This window comes from Saccharopolyspora dendranthemae (genome assembly GCF_007829955.1).
Lineage (GTDB): Bacteria > Actinomycetota > Actinomycetes > Mycobacteriales > Pseudonocardiaceae > Saccharopolyspora > Saccharopolyspora dendranthemae.
In genome coordinates, this window is the sequence record NZ_VIWX01000003.1 from 257,909 (window position 1) to 278,842 (window position 20,934).

Genomic DNA, 20,934 nt, shown 5'->3' on the forward strand with positions numbered 1-20,934 from the left:
TGCGAGCGGTCATTCACCGTCGACGAGTTGCACCGGAGCGAACCCGTTCGGCCCGTCCATCCCCCGGAGCGCGGCCCGGGCGCGTCGGTGGAGCTCACGACGCGAGATCCAGCCCGCCGCGTAGTGCCGGTACGCCTGGGCCACCAGCACCAGCTCGGCGAGGTGGTCGGCGTAGGGCTCGCGCAACTCGGGCGGCAGCTGCCGCATCGACTCGAGGTGGTCGTCCACGATCTCGTCCAGCAGCCGCGCGCTGGCGAGCGCGCGTTCGCGGCGCGATCGCGGAACCTGCTCACCCGGCGAGAACTCAGCGATCCTCATCGACAGCCCATCCGCTTAGCACCGACTCGATGCACCAGTTCGCTCGTATGGTCTACCCCTCCAGGTCGAATCCTGTGACCGCGAACGACCAGAAAGACGTCGCGAACCGGTCAAGATGGTCCGATCAGACGCATCGAGGTTGACCTGAACGGATCACCTGGAGCTTCCACCCGCGCGGGCGGTCAGCTGTACGGCGCCCACTGGGTGTCCAGATCACCTTCGCGGATCGTGCGCAGGCGCCAGCTCAGCTGCTCCCGCACGCCCGGGTTGGTGCGCAGGATCGGCAGCACCCCGGTGGTGATCTTGAGTTCGCGCAGTTCGCGCAGCACCGGGAAGCCCTCCCACGACGTGATGTCGAAGCCGTAGGCGTCGGCCAGTTCGCGGTGCCATTCGGCCGGGTAGCCCATTCTCAGGCTGCCCACCGCGATCGGCGTCAGATCCCACTCCGGTTGACCGATGCACAGCGAGTCGAGATCACACAGCAGCGGGCCGTCCGGACCACCGATCACGTTGCCCAGGTGCGCGTCCGCGTGGATCACCGCCGGCGACAGCGGGAATTCCAGCTCGTCGAGCTGTTCTTCCAGGTAGTCGCACCGCTGCTGGAGGAACGCGTGGTCCTCCGGGTCGATGTCCACCGCGTCGTTCAGCCTGCGCCGGATGTCGGCCATCGGCTTCCAGGGCTTGAAGGTCTCCTCGGCGAGCGGCTGGGAATGCATCTGCCGCAGCAGATTTCCCAGATCAGCGCTGCCGGGAACGCGGCCTTCCTCGGGCACGAACTGCCACAACGTCCCGCAGTGCGCACCCGAGTGGACCGGTTGCTCCACACCGGGGAGCAACCGGACCGCGGGCACCCCGTGCATCGCCAGCCAGTGCGCCGCCTCGACGGCGGTGCGGGCCCGGTGCGCGAACGACGAGGACAGCACGACGCGAACGATGACGGGTTCGTCCCGCAGCAGGAAAACCCCGTTGTTGATGAACCTGATCAGCCGAGCACCACGCGGGTTCAGGCCGACGGTTTCGCAGATCTCGGTCAGCGCCAGTTCGAGTTCCGGCGGGACGCTCTGATCCTGTTGAACCTGGTATGTCTTCATGCGCATGTTCTCAACACCGACGTCGCCGGCGGCCACCCGAATCCGGGGCGACCTCACGCCTGGCGGAACCGCCGGACTTCCTCGAAGAGGTCACGGGAATCCGAGTTGGCCCGGTGCTTGCCCGCTTCCAGCTCCAGTGGTTTGAGCCGGTCGGCGACACGGGCGGACTTCACGCGCTCACCGAACTGCAGCGCACGACGCCCGACCTTCAGGCCCTCCTGGAGGTCGCCTGCCCGGAAGTGGTTGGTTGCCTGCAGACTCAGCCCGAAAACGTGGGTTCGCTGCATGTCCGCGCCATAGGCCTCGTTGCACTTGATGGTCTCGGCGACCGCGATCGAGGCGTGCTTCTTGGGATCGAACACCGCCAGCGCGTCGTGCGCGGAGCCGATCATCCCGTGCAGGTCGTTCTCGGTGAAGAAGCGGACCCAGTCCGGAGCGTCGTCCACGTTGGCGCGGGCGAACTCGTCCTTGGTGCGGCCCACCATCTTCTGCACCTGGTCGGGCTTGTTGAGCATCCCGTAGGCCCACGCCTCGTTGGCGCAGAGCACCGCGACGGTCAGCGAAGAACCCGATTCCTGCGCGGCGATCTGGCCGAGCTGGAAGAGCTTCAGCGCCTCGTTGGGCTCCTGGTAGTGCAGGTAGACCCGGCCCATCCGGTACAGGACGCTGGCCACGAGGCTGTCGTCGTCGGCGCGCTTGGCGAACTCCAGCGCGCGGCCGAAGTGGCTGCGCGCCGGGTCCAGCAGGCCCACGTCGAACGAGGTCCAGCCGGCCAGGCTGTGCATGTCGGCCAGCGCCACGAACAGCTGCTTGCGGACGGGGTCGCTGGAGGTCGATTCCAGCAGCTGCTGGGCCCATGAAAGCTGGGCGACCACGGCGTCGCGGCAGGTGCCGCCGCCGTATCGGTAGTCGAGGTCACGCAGCGCCTTGGTGGCGGCCTGGATCTGCTGCACATCGGTCATGCCGATGCGTACCGGAGCCGGAGTCGCGGCGCTGGCGGGCGCCCACGCGCTGTCTTCGGTGCCGAACACCGCGGCGCCCATGGTCACCGCGGCCGCGTGGGACAGGAACTTCCGACGCTTCACCGATTCGTCCTCCTCAGCTTCCAGGGCGTTCGTCGCTTTCGCGACCCGCATCGCGGTCGCCCCGTCGTAGGCGAGGCCCATGTAGCCCCGCGGGATGCCGAGCCCGTCGGCTATTCGGGCCAACACGTCATACGCCATGACCTGCCGACCCTTGAGGATCTCGGACACCTCGGACTGGGACTGCCCCGTGGAGGCGGCGATCTGCCGCTGCGAGACCCCGTGCCGGCGTAATTGCCGGTAGACCTCGCTGACGTCTCTCCGGGCCAGCGCATCCCGCATGTCCCGCTCGTTCCAGACGTCGGGAGTAACGGGCGAGCCGCCAGATCCGATGATGTTCATTTGACCCCCTGACGCTCTCGAACGGGCGTTGATCGCAGAGTAAGCGCACTGCGGCAACTCGGTGAAGCCCGTATCGGTAGAGGTGATCGGTTGCGGTGAAGTCCGCTTACCGCTCGTCGCGGCCTTCGGTCCGGTCGTCGCCTGTCCTCTAGGCGAAGCGACCGCCAGGCACCAATGTAGTCATCAGCAAGCAGCGAGCACAGCCGGGAACCGAGCGGACGGACGGGATCGAGCAGATGGCCTCACGAGCGACGAACAGGCGGCAGGAGGGTGGCGGATCCCCGTACGTTCCGGCCCCCGCCAACCGCCGTCGCTGGTGGCACGTCGACTGCCGCGATGTCGCCAACGCGCACCGAAGCCTGGCCGTGCTCGTCAATGGGGACAAGGTGGTGCTCGTCGGACCGCCCGGTCACGCCGCGGAAGTTGAAAGCCGTGGTGCTGGCCAGTTGTCGATGGCGTTGCGGGATGCCGCAGCGCAGGCGAGAAAGTGACGGTGACGTCTCATGGATGAGGTCCTGGGGCAGGTGTTGCGCGGCGCGGTCCGTGAGCGGCTCGATGTTCTTTCCGAGCTCGCCGACCGCGCGGACGCCTCCTCCCTGCTCTCCGTGGCGCGCTCCGAGATCCCGCGCCTGACCGCGGGATGGCGAGCGCTGCTCACCGCGCACGAAGCCGACGAGAAGGGCAACTGCCCGGAGTGCTCCGGACGTCGACGCCCGATGAAAGCACCGTGCTCGGTGTGGGAGTCGGCGTACGAGCACCTGGTCGCAGGCGCCCTGGCACCCCGTCCCGCACGGCACCTGCGACCGGCGCACGCTTTGCAGCCGGCCACGCCGGTGCCGTAAGCCGGCGGACTCGGTCCCGGACAGCAGCACCTCCTCCCCGACCCGGGACCGAGAACCGCCAGGGTGGCGGCCGATGAGCGCTTAGTCGCGAATCCCCGACCCCGGCCAACGCAAGTCGGCCGCCACCAAGCTCCAACCGTCACCAACAGCAGACTTCCGCGGGCCGGTGCTGACGCACTCCCCTCCCCCCGACCGGTACCGGTCCGCGGACTCCAACCACTCCGGAACCCCGTTTCCCCGGACGGCCCGGAGGCGAAAAAGGCCCTGGACGCGATCTCCCCGACTCGCGCCCAGGGCCTTTCCACATACCCAGCCGAACCAGGCCAAGCTGACCAACCCACGTCAGGCAAGCACCGAAGGTGCTTTCGCAGTACCCCAGCAAGCAACCCACGTCAGGCAAGCGACGGAGTCGCTTTCTCAGTGCCCCACCAGAGCAACCGGCACCGCCGCGGGTTCTGAGCGGCTCTCTGGTGAGGACAGCCGTAGCGCCGCGTATCCGTTCATACTCAAGTCTCGGATCCCGGAGCCAGAGAGCCGCTCAGGTTCCGCTACCCGCACCGCGAAGCAACAAGACCACAGAGCAGTGTCAGTAGACGCAACCAAAAACGGAAACCTAAGCCGCTGCAGCGACCAGCCCGCGCTACTTCCGACGAAGCCGGGCCTTCTGGACGAACTCCTCGTCGAGCTTCAGCCCCACCCGAAGCGAATCCCGCCTAGGCACCGGAACCGGTGGCGGTTCGATCAGCTGGGTCCGGCCGGCGGGAACCATGGCCCACGGCTGGCGAGGCCCGAGCAGCGGTGAGTAGACGGGCACGAATCCCTGGTCGAGCAGCGAGATGGCGAAGTCGATGGCGACGTGTCCGCGCGGGTCGAGGACTCCGGTGCCCTGCCAGGGGAGCAGGCCGGAGCCGCCGAGGTAGGTGAAGCCGAGGCAGCCTTGGCGGACGGCGCTGAGGGTGAGCCGGACGCGGTGGGGGAACATCAGCTCGTAGCCGAACTCGTCGTCGACCTGCATGGTGGCCATGTAGCGGATCACGGTGTGCCACGCGCGGCGCAGCACCGCCCGGCGGCCTTGCAGGACTGCGGCGGTGGCGTTCTGGTCGGTGACGTTGTAGATGTCGGCGTAGAGCGCGGCTGACCATTCGAGCCGGTCGGTGCCTGCTGGGACGGTCACCGGTACCGAGTAGACCAGCGACATCAGGATTTCCCGGAACAGCCCGATGACGTGGGGGGCGAAGTCCGTTTCCGCGGTGGACCAATCGTGCACGGATTCCAGGGTGCGCAGCGGGTTGTCGGTGATGTCGAAGTCGCGCAGCCGGTCGCTGAGCAGCTTCCGGTAGTTGGCGATCCGGCGGGCGCGTTCGGCGGGCAGGCCGGGCCCGAGCCGCTGCTCGGCGACTTCGTCGATGTCGGCCACCAGAGTCCGGTCCCCGATGCCGACGAGTTCTCCGTACTCGCGCAGTTTCCGCTGGTAGGCGTCGGCGATCGCGGCCGGCCTGCTCCGGAAGTGCCTGCCGTCGGTGAGGATGTTGAAGCGCAGTCCCGGTGGGTACACGGCCGCGACGGCTCGTTGCATCTCCCGGAGTCGCGCCATCGCTCCCAGCTCGGCCAGGTCCGGCAGCGGGCCTGATGCTTTGAGCCGGTTGAGGCACTGCTTGACGGGGAAGCCGAGCAGGACGACGTCGATCGGCTCGCCCGCGCGCACCGGTGCTTCCGCGTCCCGCTTCAGGTCGTCGAGCCGGTAGTTGGCCCGCGATCCCTTGATGAACTGCTTGCGGGTGAGCACGTGGTGCAGCCCGGCCAGCACTCGTTCCACGTCGTCGGGGTGATCGTCCAGGCCGAACTTGGCGACCGCGCCGCGTCCGGTGCGCAGGGCCGCCCGGTCGGTGTCGGTGACGATCGAGTCCACGATGGCCTGGGTTTCGCCTTCGGTGAGGTGCACCGCCCAGCGGCGGACCAGCCGGTTGCGCCGCAGCGCGCCGATCTGCAGCTCTTCCAGCGAATGCGTGTTGGACAGCTTCGGCCCGCCGGGCGCGCTGGGGCGTGTCTCGAAGGTGGTGACGACGGCGGCGTCGTCGGCGACGGGTTCGTCGGGCGACCGCTGCGCGGCCAGTCCGGGGATCTCCACCGCGACCGGGAGCACGTCGCCGAGCTCCGCGCGCACGGCGGTCCGGTTGGCGGGCTCGTCGTCGAAGATCGCGACGACGTCCAGGCCGCCGAGGGCGCTGATCCGCTCCGCTTTGACCTCGGCGATCGGCCGGGAGACGTCGCTCGGCACGACGAGCATCGTCGCGTCGGGCACGCCGGCTTCGGCCAGGACTTCTTCGGTGATCTCGCGGAACCGCTCCTTGCGGGCGGTGCAGAAGACCACGCGGCCGCCCGCGTCCTGCACGTCCCAGACGAATCGGGCCAGGCCCGCGTTGACCTCGTCGGTGCGGAGCCGTTCGCGCGGGCGGGATTGGAAGGCGCGGAGGAAGTCGCCGCGCAGCTCGTCCCAGTCCACCGCGGGGTAGCGCTCGCCGAGGCCGGATTCCCGGACGAACCTCTCCCAACTGCCGGGGAGGTGCGTGGGCAGCACCGGGAGTGCCGCCGGTCCGGCGAGTTCGAGGATTCCGCCGGGTGCCCCGGGACGTGGCCCGGAGACGCTGCGCGCGGCGTCGGTGATCCGCTGCAGCGGGATCAGCCCGCACAGGTCGACGTCGATGACGACGGCGGGGGTCCGGGCTCGCGGGTTCCACCTGCGTTCGCGGGTGCCTTGCTGGACGCGGTCCAGCACCGCCTTGAGCACGTTGTCCTGGCTCTCCGGGACGGTGTGCGCGTAGTTCTGCAGCGGCTGCTCGCCGGAGAGCAGGTCGGCGGTGTGCGGTGCGAGGTAGCGGAGTTCTTCCGCGATGACCCGCCACACCGCGTCGCGGACCTCGCGGCGGTGGTCGTCGGCGCGCAGCGCGGCGAATCCCTCGCCGAGCCGTTCCAGCGTGCTGACCAGCGCCCGCACCCCGGTGGTGACTTCGGAGCGGCTGGGCGCGGCGACGATCCGCTCGTGGTCGGTGACCACGATCCGGCCGGTGGCCTGCAGCTCGGGTGAGAGCTCGACCGCGAATCCCGTCTCGTCCAGCGCGAACATCCCGAGGTCGTGGGCGTCCAGCGCGAGGCGGAACACCCGCAGCAGCGGCCGGACGAAGTGCTCCAGGAAGTGGTCGAGCTCGTCTTCGCGTCGTGCGAACCGGTTGTCGAGCACAACGCGCAGCAGTTTCGGCGCACCGTCGGAGTCCCGGTGCAGCAGCGCGTCGAGGTCGGCGGCGATGGTGCCGCCGGGGTGCCTCGGGTGCGGGGGTGCGGGGTCGACGACGCGCAGGAGCGCGGTGGTGCCGGTCCCGGTGTCGATGACCGCGCCCGGCACGGGCTGGGTGGCGCAGTGCATTCGCAGGTCCGGGTCTCCTGCGACGACCGAGGCGAACCGCTCCCAGCCGCGGAGTTCCTGCATCGCGCGGTCCTGGGAGTCGATGGCCTGCACGCGCACGGCGCGTTCTCGTCGCCCCACGGTCACCCGGGCTTCCGGGAACGGCACCTTCGGACCGGTTCCGGGGCCGTGCAGGGAGGCCAGCACGCGGTGGGCCAGTTCGCGGTCAGCGCCGGGGAGGAGGTCGACGCGCTCGGCCGGGACCTCGGTGATCCGCGCGGTTCCGGGGTTCTGCGGGGCGAGCGAGCCGGCGAGCCGGTTCAGCCAGGCCGCGTCGAAAACCCGCCTGGTGCGGCGGAGCCGGACCAGCGCCCGGTACAGGTCGGCCCAGGTCGCGTCGGCGCGCAGCGGGATTCCGGTGCCGATGCCCGCGAGCAGCAGCCCTCCGTCGGCGCCCTGCTCCACCCACAGCTCGTAGCCGCCCGCGGTGAGCAGGTCGTTCGCCTCGGCGATGGTGAGCGACCGCCACGGGCCGGGGGCGGGGAACTCCTCGACCGGCCAGTCATCGCCTTCCGCCAGCAGCGGCAGGTCGGTGTCCACCTGTCGAGCCGTCATGGTGTCCCGGGCCGTCACGGGGTGGAGGCCGGGCGGACGGTCTCGGCACACCGGCGGGGGAATCCGGGTGCGGCGAGCAGACGTGAGGCAGCCGCGCAGTAACCCACAATGACCCTTCTGTCACGGAGAATGACGACTCACGTCACACTAGATAGCGACCCTCCGCGTTGACAACATGACTCAATGCATACCGATTTCCTGTAACGCTCACGGATCATCGGGCCGAATCAGCTTTTCACCCGCTTGGGATGTAACACTGGCCTCAGGTCAAGTAACGCCCATCGAATTCACCCTTTTGCCTGACGATGTCGGCGGCATGTCCGGGACGCACGGATGTCGGCCCAGCAGCAGACTGGTCGACACAACTCCAACCCAGGGAGTCGCATTGCCTGCAGAAATAGCACCGCTGCGGCGCAAGCCCGTGCAGCAGCGGAGTGCCCAGCGAGTGGAGAAGATGCTCGCCGCCACCGCCGGCCTGATCGACGAGGTGGGCTACGACGGATTAACAACCACCCTCATCGCGGAACGGGCCGGAGTCGCGGTGGGATCGCTCTACCAGTTCTTCCCGGACAAGCGCGCGGTCGTGCAAGAGCTGACGCTGCGCAACCTCGACCGCTTCGTGCGGACGGTCTCCAGCCGCTTCGAGCAGCTGGAGCTGGCGCACTGGTGGGATGCCGTGGACGCCGTCTTCGACACCTACCTGACCATGCACCGCGAGGTACCGGCGTTCAGCCGGCTGCACTTCGGTGACGTGGTCGACCTGCGGTTGCTCGACCCGGGCAAGGACAACAACGCGGTCATCGCGGAGAAGCTCACCGGGCTGATCGCCGAGGAGTTCCAGCTCGACCCGGCCGACCTGGCCCTGCCCCTGACCGTGGCCGTCGAAGCGGCGGACGCCGTGCTCCACATGGCGTTCCGGCGCGACCCCAACGGCGACCCGGCGATGCTGGCCGAGGCCAAGGACCTGGTTCGCGGGTACCTGTCCAACAGGATCACCGGAGAACAACGGGCGAACCCGACCGTCGTCGCGCAGACGATCATGCCGGGCTACCCGAACGACTTGCCCTCACCGCGGTAGGTCGGCACCTCCTCGACGGCCGAGCTCCCCACGCTCACCAGGCGGCCGTCGACCAGGTGGTACCCGTTGAACCGCTCCGCCAGCTCACCGGCCTTGGCGTGCCGGAACCAGACCCGATCACCGATGCGCAGGCCGCGCGCCGCCGCACCGGTCACCGGCGTCTGCACCTCACCGGCTCCCTCGGCGCCCAGCAGTCCGAGCCCCTTCGGCCAGTGCGGCGCCGGAACCCGGTCCGCCCCTGGCGGTCCCGAAGCGATGTAGCCACCGCCGAACAACGTCGCGATGCGCCCGGCCGGGCGGTGCACCACCGGCAGGGCGTAGAGCAGCGCCGGCCGCGGCTGGAAAGCGCGGTAGGCGTCGAACAAGGTCGGGCCGATCAGGCCGGAACCCGCCGCGACCTCGGTGATGATCCCGTCCTCCACCGCGGTCCGCTCCAGGCTGCCGGTACCACCGCCGTTGACGAACTCCAGGTCCGCCACCTCGCGCACCTGCCGGACGACCGCGGCGCGGCGCTGCGCGAGCTCGGCCGCGGAACGCCGCTGGATCGCGCGCAGCAGCGCCCCGCGCAGCGGCCTGCCTGGCGGGGCGTCGCCGAGCCCAGCGATCTGACCCTCGTAGGCCATCAGCCCCACCACCCGGAAACCCTCGCGGCGCTGCGCGGTTTCGGCGAAGCGCCGGACCTGCGCGGCCGAGTGCAGCGGGGAGCGCCGGGTGCCGATGTGCAGACCGGGCAGCGGCCGCCAGGAGGCGTCGACCTCGACGCAGAGCCGGATGTCCGGGCGGTCGCGTCCGACGGCGGCGTCGATGAGGTCGAGGTGACCGGTCGAGTCGACCATGAGGCTGATCGCCGCCGCGGCGGCCGGGTTCGCCGCGAGCTCCCGCAGCGCGGAGCGGTCTGCGGTCGGGTAGGCGACGAGGAGGTCGTCGCTGAGCCCTTCGGCGTGCAACCACAGCGCTTCGGCCAGGGAGTAGCACATCAGGCCCGAGTAGCCGTCGATCCGCAGCGCGCGGGTGATGAGCTCCCGGCACCGGACGGATTTCGTGGCGATCCGGATCGGCACACCGGCCGCTCGGCGCACCATGTCATGAGCGTTGTGGTCGAAGGCTGCCAAGTCCACCGCGACGAACGGTGGCTCGATTTCGCTGGTGATCTCGTCGATCCGGAGCACGAACATCACCGTATGCCCGGGGGCTTGTTATGTGAATTGGTTTCACATAACTTCAGCCCATCGCGCCGACCACCTCACCCATTGGAGGCCCGGCATGCAGCGTGATCCGGCCGCCGCGCAGACCTGGACGAACTGGAGCGGCACCACCACCGCGAACCCGGCACGGGTCGTGGCGCCCCGCGACACCGCCGAGGCGGCGGAGGCCGTCCGCGCCGCCACCCGGGAAGGCCTGCGCGTGCGGCCGATCGGGTCCGGCCACTCCTTCTCGGCCGTCGCCTCACCGGAATCCGGTGTGGCGCTGGACCTCCGGCACTGGTCGGGGATCGTCCACGCCGACCCGGCCACCGGTCTGGTCACCGCTCATGGCGGCACTCCGCTGCACGCGCTCAACGCCGAGCTCGACTCGCTGGGCCTGGCGATGGCCAACCTCGGCGACATCGATCAGCAGACCGTCGCCGGCGCCATCTCGACCGGAACGCACGGCACGGGCGCCGGTCTCGGCGGCCTGGCCACGCAGGTGGAAGCGGTGGAACTGCTGCTCGCCGACGGCTCCGAGGTGCGCTGCTCGGCGACGGAGAACCCGGAGCTGTTCGCAGCTGCGAGGATCGGGCTCGGCGCGCTCGGCGTCATCACCACCGTGACGCTGCGCTGCGTCCCGGCCTTCACGCTGGCGGCCGAGGAGCGCCCGGCGCCGCTGGAGGACGTGCTCGCCGACTTCGACCGGCTGGCCGACGACAACGACCACTTCGAGTTCCACTGGTTCCCGCACAGCCGGCAGGCCATGGTCAAGCGCAACAACCGGCACCCGGGACCGCCGCGCCCGCTGCACCCGGCGCGGCACTTCCTGGAGTACGAGGTGATGGAGAACCGCGTGTTCGGCGCGGTGTGCGGGATCGGGCGGAGGGCGCCGTCCCTGGTCCGGCCGCTGAACCGGCTGTGCGCGGCGACCTGGTCGGCCCGCTCGTACCAGGACCGATCGCACCGGGTGTTCGTCACGCCGCGCCGGATCCGCTTCGTGGAGACCGAGTACGCGTTCCCGCGCGAGCTGATCCCGGACGTGCTGCGCGAGCTGCGCGGCGTGGCCGGGCGGTTGGCCGATCCGGTGATGTTCCCGGTGGAGGTGCGGGTCGCCCAGGCCGACGACGTGTGGCTGTCCACCGCTCACGGCCGGGACACCGGCTACGTGGCGGTGCACCAGTACCGGGGCATGCCCTACCGGCACTTCTTCGACGCCTTCGAGTCGATCGCCCGGGACGCGGGCGGACGGCCGCACTGGGGGAAGATGCACCGCCTGGACGCCGAGGCGTTGTCCGGGCTTTACCCCCGGTTCAACCGGTTTCGGCAGGTCCGCGCCTCGGTCGATCCGGGCGGGATCTTCCACAACTCGTACCTGGATCGGGTCCTGGGGCCTGTGGATAACCCGAACTGATTACCCCGCCGCGGCGCGCACGGCATCGGCGATCTCCACGTCACCGCCGACCAGTTCCAGAGCCCGTCCGGCGGTCCCCGGTTCGTGCAGCAGGGCCGCCAGCACGGCGGCCACGTCGCGACGGGTGACGACGTCCCGGGCGACGTCCTCGGCCAGCCTGACCCGGCCGGTCGGCTCGTCGTCGGTGAGCCGCCCGGGGCGCAGGATCGTCCAGTCGAGATCGCGTCCGCGCAGGTCGTCCTCGGCGGCCCGCTTGGCGTCCAAATAGGCCCCGAACACGGGGTCCACGTCGGACGGGTTCGGGCCGCGGGTGCCCATCGAGCTCACCTGCACGAGACGTCGAATTCCGGCCCGCTGACAGGCATCCGCGAGCAGCGCGGAGGCGCCGCGGTCCACTGTGTCCTTGCGCGCGGCCCCGCTGCCCGGGCCCGCTCCGGCGAGGAAGACCGCGGCGTCCACTCCGGACAGCCGGTCGGCCAGCGCCGGGGCCTCGGCGCTCTCCAGGTCGAGCACGAGGGGCTCGACTCCGTCGGCTTCGAGGTCGGCCGCGTGGTCGGCGTTGCGGATGATTCCGAGGACTTGATCGCCCCGTTCGGAGAGCAGTCGGCCGAGCGGCCGGGCGATCTTCCCGTGGGCTCCTGCGATGACGATGCGCATGTCCCCACGGTATGCCCGGAGGCCCTGCTCAACCGTTCAAGCACGCCCTGTGGACAACTGCCGATTCCTGTGGACAACACACCTGTGGACAGAGCTGTGGACAACTCGGGATTGCCCGGTTCTCGGGCCGCCGGGTCCTCACCTGATCACAGATCTCTTCGTGCCGCAGCGGACGGAGTGCCCGCCCCACGCTGCGCGGTGCGTGGTTCGGGCGGGCCTCCGTCCGCTCCTCTCCCCCCTTCCGGCGAGCAACTCCCCCGCCCGCCGGTTTTGGAAAAGCGCAGTTCCAGTTGAAGCCCCCCGGTCCAACTGGAACTGCGGCCGAGGGGTCCTCAGCTGCGCGACGGCGTCGGGGCTTCGGCCGACAGCAGCTGCTGGTAGACGACCTCGTTCACCCACCGCGAGATCGCGGTGTGCTCCACGGGCGGTGCGTCGTCGAAGCTGTGCCCCGGGAGCTCCTCCCGGACGTCGTCACCGTCGGCGCTGAGCACCGCGATGCCGAACTGGCGGGCGCGGATCAGGCAGGTCTCGGCGAAGTCCGGGGCGACGGCCACGCTGCGCGGCACGACGATGGCCGCGTCGGCGAAGCGGGCGAACGGCACGGCTGCGGTCAGCGCGGTGCGCCAGTGCCGGGCCGGTGCCAGGACTCCGGTGATGCGGGCCGCCGGCGGCGGCACCCGGCCGTCCATCTCGGGCCAGACCCAGGTCGCGATCTCCGCTCGGTCCAGGACCGGGTCGCTGCCGAACACCAGGCGCTCGGCGTGCGCGTCCGGCACGACCTCCGCGGTGGCGATGATCTGACGCCCGAGCAGCTTGACCGGCGGCAGCACGCTGCCGGACCAGCCCATGGCGTCGACCGACCGCTGGGCGAGCCGGCCCATCGAGGCCGCTTGGCCCAGCGGCGACCGCACCTGCGTCGTCGAGCAGGCTCGGAGCTCGTCTTCGGACCAGGCATGTCCCGGCATTGCGGTCACAGCGTTCCGCCTCCCTCGCGCTTTCGTGCACTCGCTCCACGACTGTCAACTTCCCCCGGCCACCAGTGCGTGGCCAAGTTGACTAAAACAGCTCCGAGGCGGTTCTGCGCTGCTCATCGGGGGTCGCTGCGATCGGCGGCGGGCAGCTGTCGGTGACCGGTCGACGAATGACATGGGGGCTTCAGCCCAGCGATGCGGCCAAACAGGTGAGCGCTACCCGACACCCGGCCGACCACGCCTCCCACCCATCATTCGTGGCCACGGAAATCGCCGCATGATATCTGCACCGGTCATCCGACCTGCACAAATGTACAGCCGGACGATTATTCACCCGGTAAGCGGAAGATTATTCACCGTTGAAGCACGTCGAGGTTGACCCGTTCGCCGTCGGCCAGGCGCTGCCGGATGCCGTCGGCCGCGGGGAGCAGTGCGCGGACGAGCCGGGCGACGTCCGCGCGGACGCTGTGGGCGACCACGCCGAGGGCCGCGACGACGGTTCCGGAGGCGTCGTGGACGGGCACCGCCACCGAGCAGTTCCCGAGGGTCATCTCCTCGTTGGCCGAGGCGTAGCCGCGCGTCCGCACGCCTTGGAGCTCGCGACCGAGCCGGCCGGGCTCGGTGATGGTGTAGGCGGTGTGCCGGGTGAGCCCGCGCTCGCAGCAGGTGTGCAGCGCGGTGGCGGGCGCGTGGGCGAGCAGCACCTTGCCGACTCCGGTCGCGTGCAGCGGCAACCGCCCGCCGGTCCTGGAGATGATCGGCACGGCCCGGGGCGTGGTGAGCTTCTCCACGTAGACGGCGTCGAGCTCGTCGCGCACGGCCAGGTGCACGTTGTCGTGCGTCGTCTCGCACAGCTCCTGCATGTAGGGCAGCGCGGCTTCGCGCAGCCGCCCGTTCACCGGGGCCAGCAGGCCGATCTCCCACAGCCGCAGGCCGATGACGTACCGCCCGTCGGAGTCGCGCTGCAGCGCTCCCCAGAGCTCCAGCTCGCGCACGAGGCGATGCGCGGTGGCCAGCGGGATGTCGGCCCGCGTGGCGATCGCGGTCAACGTCAACCTGGGGTGATCCGCGTCGAAGGCCGTCAGCACGCTCAACGCGCGAGCGGTCACCGACCGACCGGGATCCCGACTGTTTCCCGCCACGAGGCCACCTCCGAGCACACACCCCCAGCCGGACACCCCCACCCCAGCACACCACCCACAGAACACCAAGAAAGATCACGAAAAGATTTCGCTCAACGCTGAACCCCACCCCCATGACAAACAGCACAAGCCCACATCAGGCCAAGAGGGCAGAAGGAGAACGGCACCGAACAACCGTCAGCGAAGAGGGCCGCAACCGGCGGAAGTGCTGGTCCGAGAGCAGGCCGAGAACCCGAAACCCAAGGGAGCAGGCCATAAGCGCTCAGCCGAACCGTGGGGGGCGTGGGGGGTTCGACCCCCCAAAATAGAGAAATCCCCTCCCGGCGAAGCATGAGCCGGGAGGGGATTTCTCGGTGGGCGAGGAGGGAGTTGAACCCTCACGTCCTTTCGGACACACGGACCTGAACCGTGCGCGTCTGCCATTCCGCCACTCGCCCGTGGCACGATGAAAGCTTAGCTTGCCGCTTCTCACCGTTGAGCAGCGGGGTTGGCCTCGGCTTTCCCTGCTGCCCTGTTGGCGAGAAGAAGATTAGCACGGCCCTGAGAGGGGTCTGCCCAGGGGGGTCAGGAAGTTGGGAACAGGGCGGTGTCTCGGGCCGCGGGCCCAGATACGATGGTCAGCAGGAGTCGTACGCGTGGAGGGATATTGCCGTGGGCCTCGTGCAGCGCTTTGAGCGCCGGATCGAAGGCGTGGTCGGCAATGGCTTTGCGCGCGTGTTCGGCGGGAAGGTCGTCCCCCAGGAAGTCGCCCAGGCGCTGCAGCGAGATGCCGAGCTGAAGGTCAGGGAGCTTGCCGGTGGACGGTTGCTCGCTTGTAACCACTACGTTGTGCAATTGAGCCCGTCGGACCATGATCGACTCTCGGGCGATGAGGACCGGGTCACGGACCTCCTCGCCGACTGCGTTCAAGAGCATCTCACCGAGCAAGCGTGGGACACATATGGTGACGTCGTAGTCTCCCTGGAGCGCTCTGAGACGCTGCACACGGGACAGTTTCGAATCAGTTCGACCGTTGACCCCGATGTAACTCGACGGCCGACACAACCGCGTACCGCAGGAGACCGACCCATGAGCCAGCCACCAGGCCACTACCCCCAGGGAGATCCGTACAACCAGCAGGGGCAGTACGGCTACGACCAGGGTTACGGCCAAGGCCAGGACCCCAACTACGGCTACGGCCAGCCACCGCAGCCCGGGTACGACCAGGGCTACGGACAGCCGCAGCAGGGTTACGACCAGCAGGGCTACGGCCAGCCGCCGCAGCCCGGGTACGACCAGGGCTACGGTCAGCCGCAGCCCGGGTACGACCAGGGTTACGGTCAGCCGCCCCAGCAGCCCGGTTTCGACCAGGGCTACGGACAGCCGCAGCAGGGCTTCGACCCCGGTTACGGTCAGCCGCAGCAGGGCTTCGACCCCGGTTACGGTCAGCCGCAGCAGGGTTATGACCAGGGTTACGGCCAGCCGCAGCCCGGGTACGACCAGGGCTACGGTCAGCCGCAGCAGGGCTTCGACCAGGGTTACCCGCAGCAGCCCGGTTTCGACCAGGGCTACGGACAGCCGGGTGGCGGTTACCCGCAGAGCGCCCCGGGCGGTTTCCCGGACCAGGGCGGCTTCGGCCAGCCCGGCGGTGGTTACCCGCAGAGCGCACCCGGCGGTTACCCGGCCGGTGGTCCGCGTGGTCAGATGACCGCCACGCTGCACCTCGACGACGGTTCGAACCGCTCGTACACGCTGCAGCACGGCTCGAACATCATCGGCCGCGGCCAGGAGGGCCAGTTCCGACTGCCCGACACGGGGGTCTCGCGCAAGCACATCGAGATCACCTGGGATGGTCAGAGCGCGATGCTGGCTGATCTCGGTTCGACAAACGGCACCACGGTGAACGGCACTCCGGTGCAGACTTGGCAGTTGGCAGATGGTGACGTGATCAGGGTCGGGCATTCGTCCCTGGTCTTCCGCGCCCAGCAGGGCTGAGCGCGGATCGCCGGTCCCCGGATACGAGTAGGAGCGTTCACAACAAGTGCCGGAGCTGGTTATTCAGCTGACCAGAGCAGGGTTTCTCGCCCTGCTCTGGTTGTTCGTGCTAGCTGCGCTTCGCGTGGTTCGTTCAGATCTCTACTCCGCGTCGGGGATGCGCGTCCCGATGCCAGGTGCGAGTCGAGCCCCGGGCAAGGCCCGGGGCAAGAGCAAGGTGCCCCGCCAGATGGTGGCCACGCACGGCGCTCTCGCCGGCACGCGCATTTCCCTGGACGGCCGGCCGATCCTGATCGGCCGAGCCGATGACTCCACGTTGGTGCTGGACGACGACTACGCGTCGACCCGGCACGCTCGGTTGTCGCTCCGCGGCTCCGACTGGTACGTGGAGGATCTAGGCTCCACTAACGGCACATACCTCGATCGGGCGAAGGTCACGGGACCGACAAAGGTTCCGCTCGGCGTTCCGATCAGAATCGGCAAGACGGTGATCGAGCTGCGCTCATGACCCTCGTCCTTCACTACGCAGCCCGCAGCGACCGCGGCCTGGTGCGCTCCAACAACCAGGACTCGGTCTATGCCGGCCCACGACTACTCGCCCTCGCGGACGGCATGGGTGGACATGCCGCCGGCGAGGTCGCCAGCAAGGTCGTCATCGCGGCGTTGGCGCCGTTGGACGACGACGAGCCGGGTGACGACCTGCTCGGACAGCTCCGCAACGCGGTGCTGGACGGCAACGGTGCGATCTCCGAGCTGGTGGCCAACGACCCGGAGCTCGACGGGATGGGCACCACACTCACCGCTGTTCTGTTCGCAGGCAGCAAGCTGGGTCTGGTGCACATCGGCGACTCCCGCGCGTACCTGGTCCGCGACGGCGAGCTGACCCAGATAACCCACGACGACACCTTCGTGCAGTCGCTGATCGACGAAGGCCGGATCACCGAGGAGGAGGCCGCCAACCACCCGCAGCGCTCGTTGCTGCTGCACGCGTTGACCGGCCACGAGGTGGAACCGAGCCTGGCGATCCGCGAAGCTCGCGCGGGCGACCGCTACCTGCTGTGCTCCGACGGCCTGACCGGCCCGGTGAGCACGGAGACGATGGCGGAAGCTCTGCGCATCCAGGATCCGCAGCAGTGCGCGGACCGGATGATCGAGCTCGCGCTGAAGGGCGGCGGTCCCGACAACGTGACCGTCATCATCGCCGACGTCGTCGACGTCGAGTTCGGCGACGACGCCCCCATAGTCGGGGGTGCGGCGGGAAATGGCGATGAGCATCCGCAACCCGATTCGTCGGCGGCGCGCGCTTCCGCGGTGACCATGCCGCGGCCGCAGCCGAAGCGTTTCGAGCCCACCTCACCTCCAGCGCAGCAGCCGCGCACACGGCGCTGGCTTTGGTCGCTGGTGGTGGCATGCGGCGTGCTCATCGTGCTGGCGGCTGTCGCGCTGGTTGGGCGTTGGTGGGTGCTCAACCAGTACTACATCGGCGTCAACCGCGCTGATGAGGTCGTGATCTACCAAGGCGTTCAGGGCAGCACTCTCGGTGTCGCGCTGAACTGGCAGGTCGAGACCTCGTGCGCGCCGGACTCGGCCAAGGACTGCCAGCCGATCAAGTTGAGCGACCTCCAGGAAGCTCAGCGGCCCGACGTGCGCAACGGCATCACCGAGGTCAACGGCCTCACGGAGGCGCGGGAGGCGATGCGGCGGCTGCGGATGACCGCTCTGCTGCCCGAGTGCCAGACGCCCGAGCCTTCGGTGCCGACGGTTCCGCCCGCTCCCGGCAGCACTCCCCCGGGAGCGCCGACACCTCCGGGTCAGCCACCGGTGCCGTCCACCCAGGGCGCACCGCCGCCTGGTCAGGCCCTGCCGCCGGAGTCCTCCGCGGCGGACGCGACGCCGCTGCTACCGGAGGAGCCGAAGCCGGGCGTGAACTGCCGGACGGTGAGTTGATGTCCGAACCGGCCGCTACGACCGGAGCAGTCAACGGGGCCCCCCGAGTCACCACTCGGCGGGGCACCGAACTGTTCATGCTCGTTTTCTCCGCGATCATCGTGACGGCGGCGCTGGTCGTCGTCGAGGTCTCGCAGGAGCAGACCGTCACCCGTGAGCTGCTGTTCTACGGTGTCGCGTTCCTGGTCCTCTACGGCGCCGCGCACTTCGCGGTGCGCTACTTCGCGCCGTACGCGGATCCGCTGATCCTGCCGCTGGTCTCGTTGATCAACGGGGTCGGTCTGGTGATGCTGCACCGGTTGGACCTGGCCCCCGTGGTCGGGGCGCCGTACACGCCGAAGCAGATCCTCTACACCACGGCGGGCGTGGCGATGTTCGCGCTGGTGCTGTGGCTGGTCAAGGATCACCGGACGCTCGCGCAGTACGGCTACACCTGCGGTTTCGTCGGGCTGGCGCTGCTGGCGCTGCCCGGTGTGCTGCCGGCGAGCATCTCGGAGGCCAACGGCGCGAAGCTGTGGGTCAACCTCGGCTTCATCTCGATCCAGCCGAGCGAGTTCGCCAAGATCCTGCTGCTGATCTTCTTCGCCTCGTTCCTGGTGGGCAAGCGCGAGCTGTTCACCACGGCGGGCAAGCGGTTCCTCGGCGTGGACTGGCCGCGCCCGCGCGACCTGGCCCCGGTGCTGGTCGCCTGGGTCCTGTCGATCGGCATCGTGGTGCTGGAGAAGGACCTGGGCACCTCGCTGCTGTTCTTCGGCATCGTGCTGGTGATGATCTACATCGCCACCGAGCGCGCGGTGTGGGTCGGCCTGGGCCTGTCCATGTTCGCGCTGGGCGCCGTGCTCGCGTTCAACCTGTTCTCGCACGTCCAGGTCCGGGTGAACACCTGGCTGGACCCGATGATGCAGGTCCCCGACGGCGATTCCGACCCCGGCTACCAGCTGCGCACCGGCCTGTTCGGGATGGCGCACGGCGGCATCCCGGGTTCGGGTCTGGGCAGCGGGATGCCGAACGTGACGCCGCTGTCGTTCAGCGACTTCATCGTCCCGGCGCTGGGCGAGGAGCTCGGCCTGGTCGGGCTGATGGCGGTGCTGCTGGTCTACGTGCTGCTGATGATGCGCGGGCTGCGCAGCGCCCTGGCGGTGCGCGACTCCTTCGGCAAGCTGTTCGCCGGCGGTCTCTCGTTCACCATCGCGCTGCAGCTGTTCGTGGTCGCGGGCGGCTCGACGGGCCTGATCCCGATGACGGGTCTGACGGCGCCGTTCCTGGCGGCCGGTGGTTCGTCGATGCTCGCCAACTACGTGTTGATCGCCCTGCTGCTGCGGGTGTCGGACGCGGCGCGCCGCCCGCAGGCCCCCGCGAAGCCGAAGCCGAAGCAGGCGCCGATCGCGGAAGCACATACGGAACTGGTGGAGCGTCCCCGATGAACAAGCCGTTGCGCCGGGTGGCGCTGGCCATGATGGCGATGGTCCTGCTGCTGATGGGCAACATGACCTACGTCCAGGTCATCAAGGCCGACGAGTACCGCGACGACTCCCGCAACACGCGCACCCAGCTGGAGGAGTTCTCCCGGGAGCGCGGCCAGATCATCGCGTCCGGCCAGTCGCTGGCGACTTCGCAGCCGATCGAGAACGACCGCTACAAGTTCCAGCGGAACTACCCGAACGGCCCGATGTACGCGCCGGTCACCGGGTTCTACTCGTTCTTCTACGGATCGAACGGCGTCGAGCGCGCGAACGACAAGATCCTCAACGGCACCGACGACAGCATGGCGTTCGGCCGGCTCTCGGACATGATCACCGGCAGCACGCCGCGCGGTGGCAGCGTCGAGCTGACGATCAACCCGGAGATGCAGCAGGTCGCCTACGAGCAGCTGACCAAGAAGGGCTACCAGGGTTCGGTCGTGGCGCTGAACCCGTCGACGGGCGAGATCCTGTCGATGGTCAACGCGCCGTCCTACGACCCGAACCTGCTCACCGGCCCGGACAACAACCAGGTCGCCGAGCAGTGGGAGGCGCTCAACAGCGCCGAGGGCAACCCGATGGCGAACCGCGCGGTCTCCGAGATCTACCCGCCCGGTTCGACGTTCAAGCTGATCACCACGGCGGCCGCGCTGGAGAGCGGGTACAACCCGAGCAGCAAGGTGCAGGACGCCGCCTCGATCACGCTGCCGAACTCGTCGACGCCGCTGCCGAACTACGGCGGCAAGAAGTGCTCGGGCAACACCCTGACCGAGGCGCTGGCGCACTCCTGCAACACCGCCTTCGCCGAGATCGCGGGCAAGGTCGGCGCGGACAAGCTGCGGGAGACCGCGGCGTCCTTCGGCTTCGGGCAGGACATCCAGATGCCGATGAGCGTGGCCAAGTCCGACCTCGGGCCGATGTCCGACCCCGCGGCGCTTTACCAGAGCGGCATCGGACAGCGCGACGTGCGCGTCACGCCGATGCAGAACGCGATGATGGCGGCGACGATCGCCAACGGCGGCAAGGTGATGAAGCCGCAGGTGGTGGCCTCGACCAAGGCACCGGACATGGAGGAGCTCGACAGCCTCCGGCCGGAGGAGCTCAGCCAGGCGGTCAGCCCGGACGTCGCGGGCAAGATCCGCGACATGATGATCAAGTCGGAGCAGAACACCAAGGGCTCCGGCAAGATCACCGGGATCGAGATCGCCTCCAAGACGGGCACGGCACAGCACGGCGACCCCGGTGACAAGCCGCACGGCTGGTACGTCGCGTTCGCCCCCGCCGCCAACCCCACGATCGCCGTCGCGGTGATCGTGGAGAACGGTGGCGACGAGGGCGACGAGGCCACCGGTGGCTCGCTGGCCGCGCCGATCGGCCGGGAGGTCATCCGGGCCGGTCTGCGGGGAGGTGGCTGATC

Annotated in this window: 16 protein-coding genes and 1 tRNA gene; 8 read left to right on the forward strand and 9 right to left on the reverse strand. The window is 69.2% G+C overall.

Annotation, left to right across the window (positions count from 1 at the left end):
• Nucleotides 1-9: 9 nt before the first annotated feature.
• From FHU35_RS16420 to FHU35_RS16430, 3 genes are all read right to left on the reverse strand, one after another.
• On the reverse strand, nucleotides 10-318 hold the full coding sequence (locus tag FHU35_RS16420; protein ID WP_145740583.1) for a hypothetical protein: 309 nt from the start codon (nucleotides 316-318) through the stop codon (nucleotides 10-12).
• 182 nt (nucleotides 319-500) lie between these two features.
• Nucleotides 501-1,409 (reverse strand): phosphotransferase family protein, encoded by a 909-nt coding sequence (locus FHU35_RS16425; RefSeq protein WP_145740585.1) that lies wholly within the window; start codon nucleotides 1,407-1,409, stop codon nucleotides 501-503.
• A gap of 53 nt (nucleotides 1,410-1,462) precedes the next feature.
• Nucleotides 1,463-2,833: a helix-turn-helix domain-containing protein gene (locus FHU35_RS16430; RefSeq protein ID WP_145740586.1), complete on the reverse strand. Its 1,371-nt coding sequence runs from the start codon at nucleotides 2,831-2,833 to the stop codon at nucleotides 1,463-1,465.
• 503 nt (nucleotides 2,834-3,336) lie between these two features.
• Between FHU35_RS16430 and FHU35_RS16440 the strand changes: the two genes are divergently transcribed.
• Nucleotides 3,337-3,675 (forward strand): hypothetical protein, encoded by a 339-nt coding sequence (locus FHU35_RS16440; protein WP_145740590.1) that lies wholly within the window; start codon nucleotides 3,337-3,339, stop codon nucleotides 3,673-3,675.
• 640 nt (nucleotides 3,676-4,315) lie between these two features.
• Here the strand turns inward: FHU35_RS16440 and FHU35_RS16445 are convergent.
• Entirely contained in the window at nucleotides 4,316-7,708 is a 3,393-nt protein-coding gene (locus FHU35_RS16445; protein WP_246110355.1) for an L-tyrosine/L-tryptophan isonitrile synthase family protein, read from the reverse strand.
• A gap of 367 nt (nucleotides 7,709-8,075) precedes the next feature.
• On the opposite strand from FHU35_RS16445, the gene FHU35_RS16450 reads away from it, so the two are divergent.
• Complete coding sequence (locus FHU35_RS16450; RefSeq protein ID WP_246110356.1) at nucleotides 8,076-8,768, forward strand: TetR family transcriptional regulator; 693 nt, start codon at nucleotides 8,076-8,078, stop codon at nucleotides 8,766-8,768.
• Here FHU35_RS16450 and FHU35_RS16455 read toward each other — a convergent pair.
• Entirely contained in the window at nucleotides 8,738-9,943 is a 1,206-nt protein-coding gene (locus tag FHU35_RS16455) for an amino acid deaminase/aldolase (protein WP_145740594.1), read from the reverse strand. The genes FHU35_RS16450 and FHU35_RS16455 overlap by 31 nt on opposite strands.
• Before the next feature lie 88 nt (nucleotides 9,944-10,031).
• Between FHU35_RS16455 and FHU35_RS16460 the strand changes: the two genes are divergently transcribed.
• Entirely contained in the window at nucleotides 10,032-11,366 is a 1,335-nt protein-coding gene (locus FHU35_RS16460) for a D-arabinono-1,4-lactone oxidase (RefSeq protein WP_145740597.1), read from the forward strand.
• Here the strand turns inward: FHU35_RS16460 and FHU35_RS16465 are convergent, their stop codons facing one another.
• The 4 genes from FHU35_RS16465 to FHU35_RS16480 form a co-directional block, all read right to left on the reverse strand.
• A complete protein-coding gene (locus FHU35_RS16465; protein WP_145740598.1) occupies nucleotides 11,367-12,023 on the reverse strand; it encodes an SDR family oxidoreductase in 657 nt (218 codons plus the stop codon). It abuts the gene before it with no gap.
• A gap of 332 nt (nucleotides 12,024-12,355) precedes the next feature.
• Nucleotides 12,356-12,988 (reverse strand): hypothetical protein, encoded by a 633-nt coding sequence (locus tag FHU35_RS16470; RefSeq protein WP_145741441.1) that lies wholly within the window; start codon nucleotides 12,986-12,988, stop codon nucleotides 12,356-12,358.
• A 359-nt stretch (nucleotides 12,989-13,347) separates the two neighbouring features.
• Nucleotides 13,348-14,136 carry an IclR family transcriptional regulator gene (locus FHU35_RS16475; RefSeq protein WP_145740599.1) on the reverse strand — a complete coding sequence of 263 codons (789 nt, stop codon included), beginning with the start codon at nucleotides 14,134-14,136 and terminating at the stop codon, nucleotides 13,348-13,350.
• Nucleotides 14,137-14,490: 354 nt separating this feature from the next.
• Nucleotides 14,491-14,573: transfer RNA gene (locus FHU35_RS16480), tRNA-Leu, on the reverse strand.
• A 214-nt stretch (nucleotides 14,574-14,787) separates the two neighbouring features.
• On the opposite strand from FHU35_RS16480, the gene FHU35_RS16485 reads away from it, so the two are divergent.
• Genes FHU35_RS16485 through FHU35_RS16505 form a run of 5 tightly spaced genes read left to right on the forward strand, consistent with a single transcriptional unit; the run spans nucleotide 14,788 to nucleotide 20,932 of the window.
• Nucleotides 14,788-16,110 carry an FhaA domain-containing protein gene (locus FHU35_RS16485; protein WP_145740600.1) on the forward strand — a complete coding sequence of 441 codons (1,323 nt, stop codon included), beginning with the start codon at nucleotides 14,788-14,790 and terminating at the stop codon, nucleotides 16,108-16,110.
• A 46-nt stretch (nucleotides 16,111-16,156) separates the two neighbouring features.
• Nucleotides 16,157-16,618, forward strand: a complete 462-nt coding sequence (locus FHU35_RS16490) for an FHA domain-containing protein FhaB/FipA (RefSeq protein ID WP_145740603.1) — start codon at nucleotides 16,157-16,159, stop codon at nucleotides 16,616-16,618.
• Nucleotides 16,615-18,057, forward strand: a complete 1,443-nt coding sequence (locus FHU35_RS16495) for a PP2C family protein-serine/threonine phosphatase (protein WP_145740605.1) — start codon at nucleotides 16,615-16,617, stop codon at nucleotides 18,055-18,057. The genes FHU35_RS16490 and FHU35_RS16495 overlap by 4 nt, the downstream gene beginning before the upstream one ends.
• Nucleotides 18,057-19,481 carry an FtsW/RodA/SpoVE family cell cycle protein gene (locus tag FHU35_RS16500; protein ID WP_145740607.1) on the forward strand — a complete coding sequence of 475 codons (1,425 nt, stop codon included), beginning with the start codon at nucleotides 18,057-18,059 and terminating at the stop codon, nucleotides 19,479-19,481. Before FHU35_RS16495 ends, FHU35_RS16500 begins: the two co-directional genes overlap by 1 nt.
• The gene (locus FHU35_RS16505; RefSeq protein WP_145740609.1) at nucleotides 19,478-20,932 is read left to right on the forward strand and encodes a peptidoglycan D,D-transpeptidase FtsI family protein; all 1,455 of its coding nucleotides are present in this window, start codon (nucleotides 19,478-19,480) and stop codon (nucleotides 20,930-20,932) included. The genes FHU35_RS16500 and FHU35_RS16505 overlap by 4 nt, the downstream gene beginning before the upstream one ends.
• Nucleotides 20,933-20,934 lie beyond the last annotated feature (2 nt).

What these genes read in the sequence shown, in the direction of transcription:
- FHU35_RS16420 (WP_145740583.1), bottom strand. Translation starts at nt 318, where the DNA reads ATGAGGATCGCTGAGTTCTCGCCGGGTGAGCAGGTTCCGCGATCGCGC.
- FHU35_RS16425 (WP_145740585.1), bottom strand. Translation starts at nt 1,409, where the DNA reads ATGAAGACATACCAGGTTCAACAGGATCAGAGCGTCCCGCCGGAACTC.
- FHU35_RS16430 (WP_145740586.1), bottom strand. Translation starts at nt 2,833, where the DNA reads ATGAACATCATCGGATCTGGCGGCTCGCCCGTTACTCCCGACGTCTGG.
- FHU35_RS16440 (WP_145740590.1), top strand. Translation starts at nt 3,337, where the DNA reads ATGGATGAGGTCCTGGGGCAGGTGTTGCGCGGCGCGGTCCGTGAGCGG.
- FHU35_RS16455 (WP_145740594.1), bottom strand. Translation starts at nt 9,943, where the DNA reads ATGTTCGTGCTCCGGATCGACGAGATCACCAGCGAAATCGAGCCACCG.
- FHU35_RS16460 (WP_145740597.1), top strand. Translation starts at nt 10,032, where the DNA reads ATGCAGCGTGATCCGGCCGCCGCGCAGACCTGGACGAACTGGAGCGGC.
- FHU35_RS16465 (WP_145740598.1), bottom strand. Translation starts at nt 12,023, where the DNA reads ATGCGCATCGTCATCGCAGGAGCCCACGGGAAGATCGCCCGGCCGCTC.
- FHU35_RS16470 (WP_145741441.1), bottom strand. Translation starts at nt 12,988, where the DNA reads ATGCCGGGACATGCCTGGTCCGAAGACGAGCTCCGAGCCTGCTCGACG.
- FHU35_RS16495 (WP_145740605.1), top strand. Translation starts at nt 16,615, where the DNA reads ATGACCCTCGTCCTTCACTACGCAGCCCGCAGCGACCGCGGCCTGGTG.
- FHU35_RS16500 (WP_145740607.1), top strand. Translation starts at nt 18,057, where the DNA reads ATGTCCGAACCGGCCGCTACGACCGGAGCAGTCAACGGGGCCCCCCGA.
- FHU35_RS16505 (WP_145740609.1), top strand. Translation starts at nt 19,478, where the DNA reads ATGAACAAGCCGTTGCGCCGGGTGGCGCTGGCCATGATGGCGATGGTC.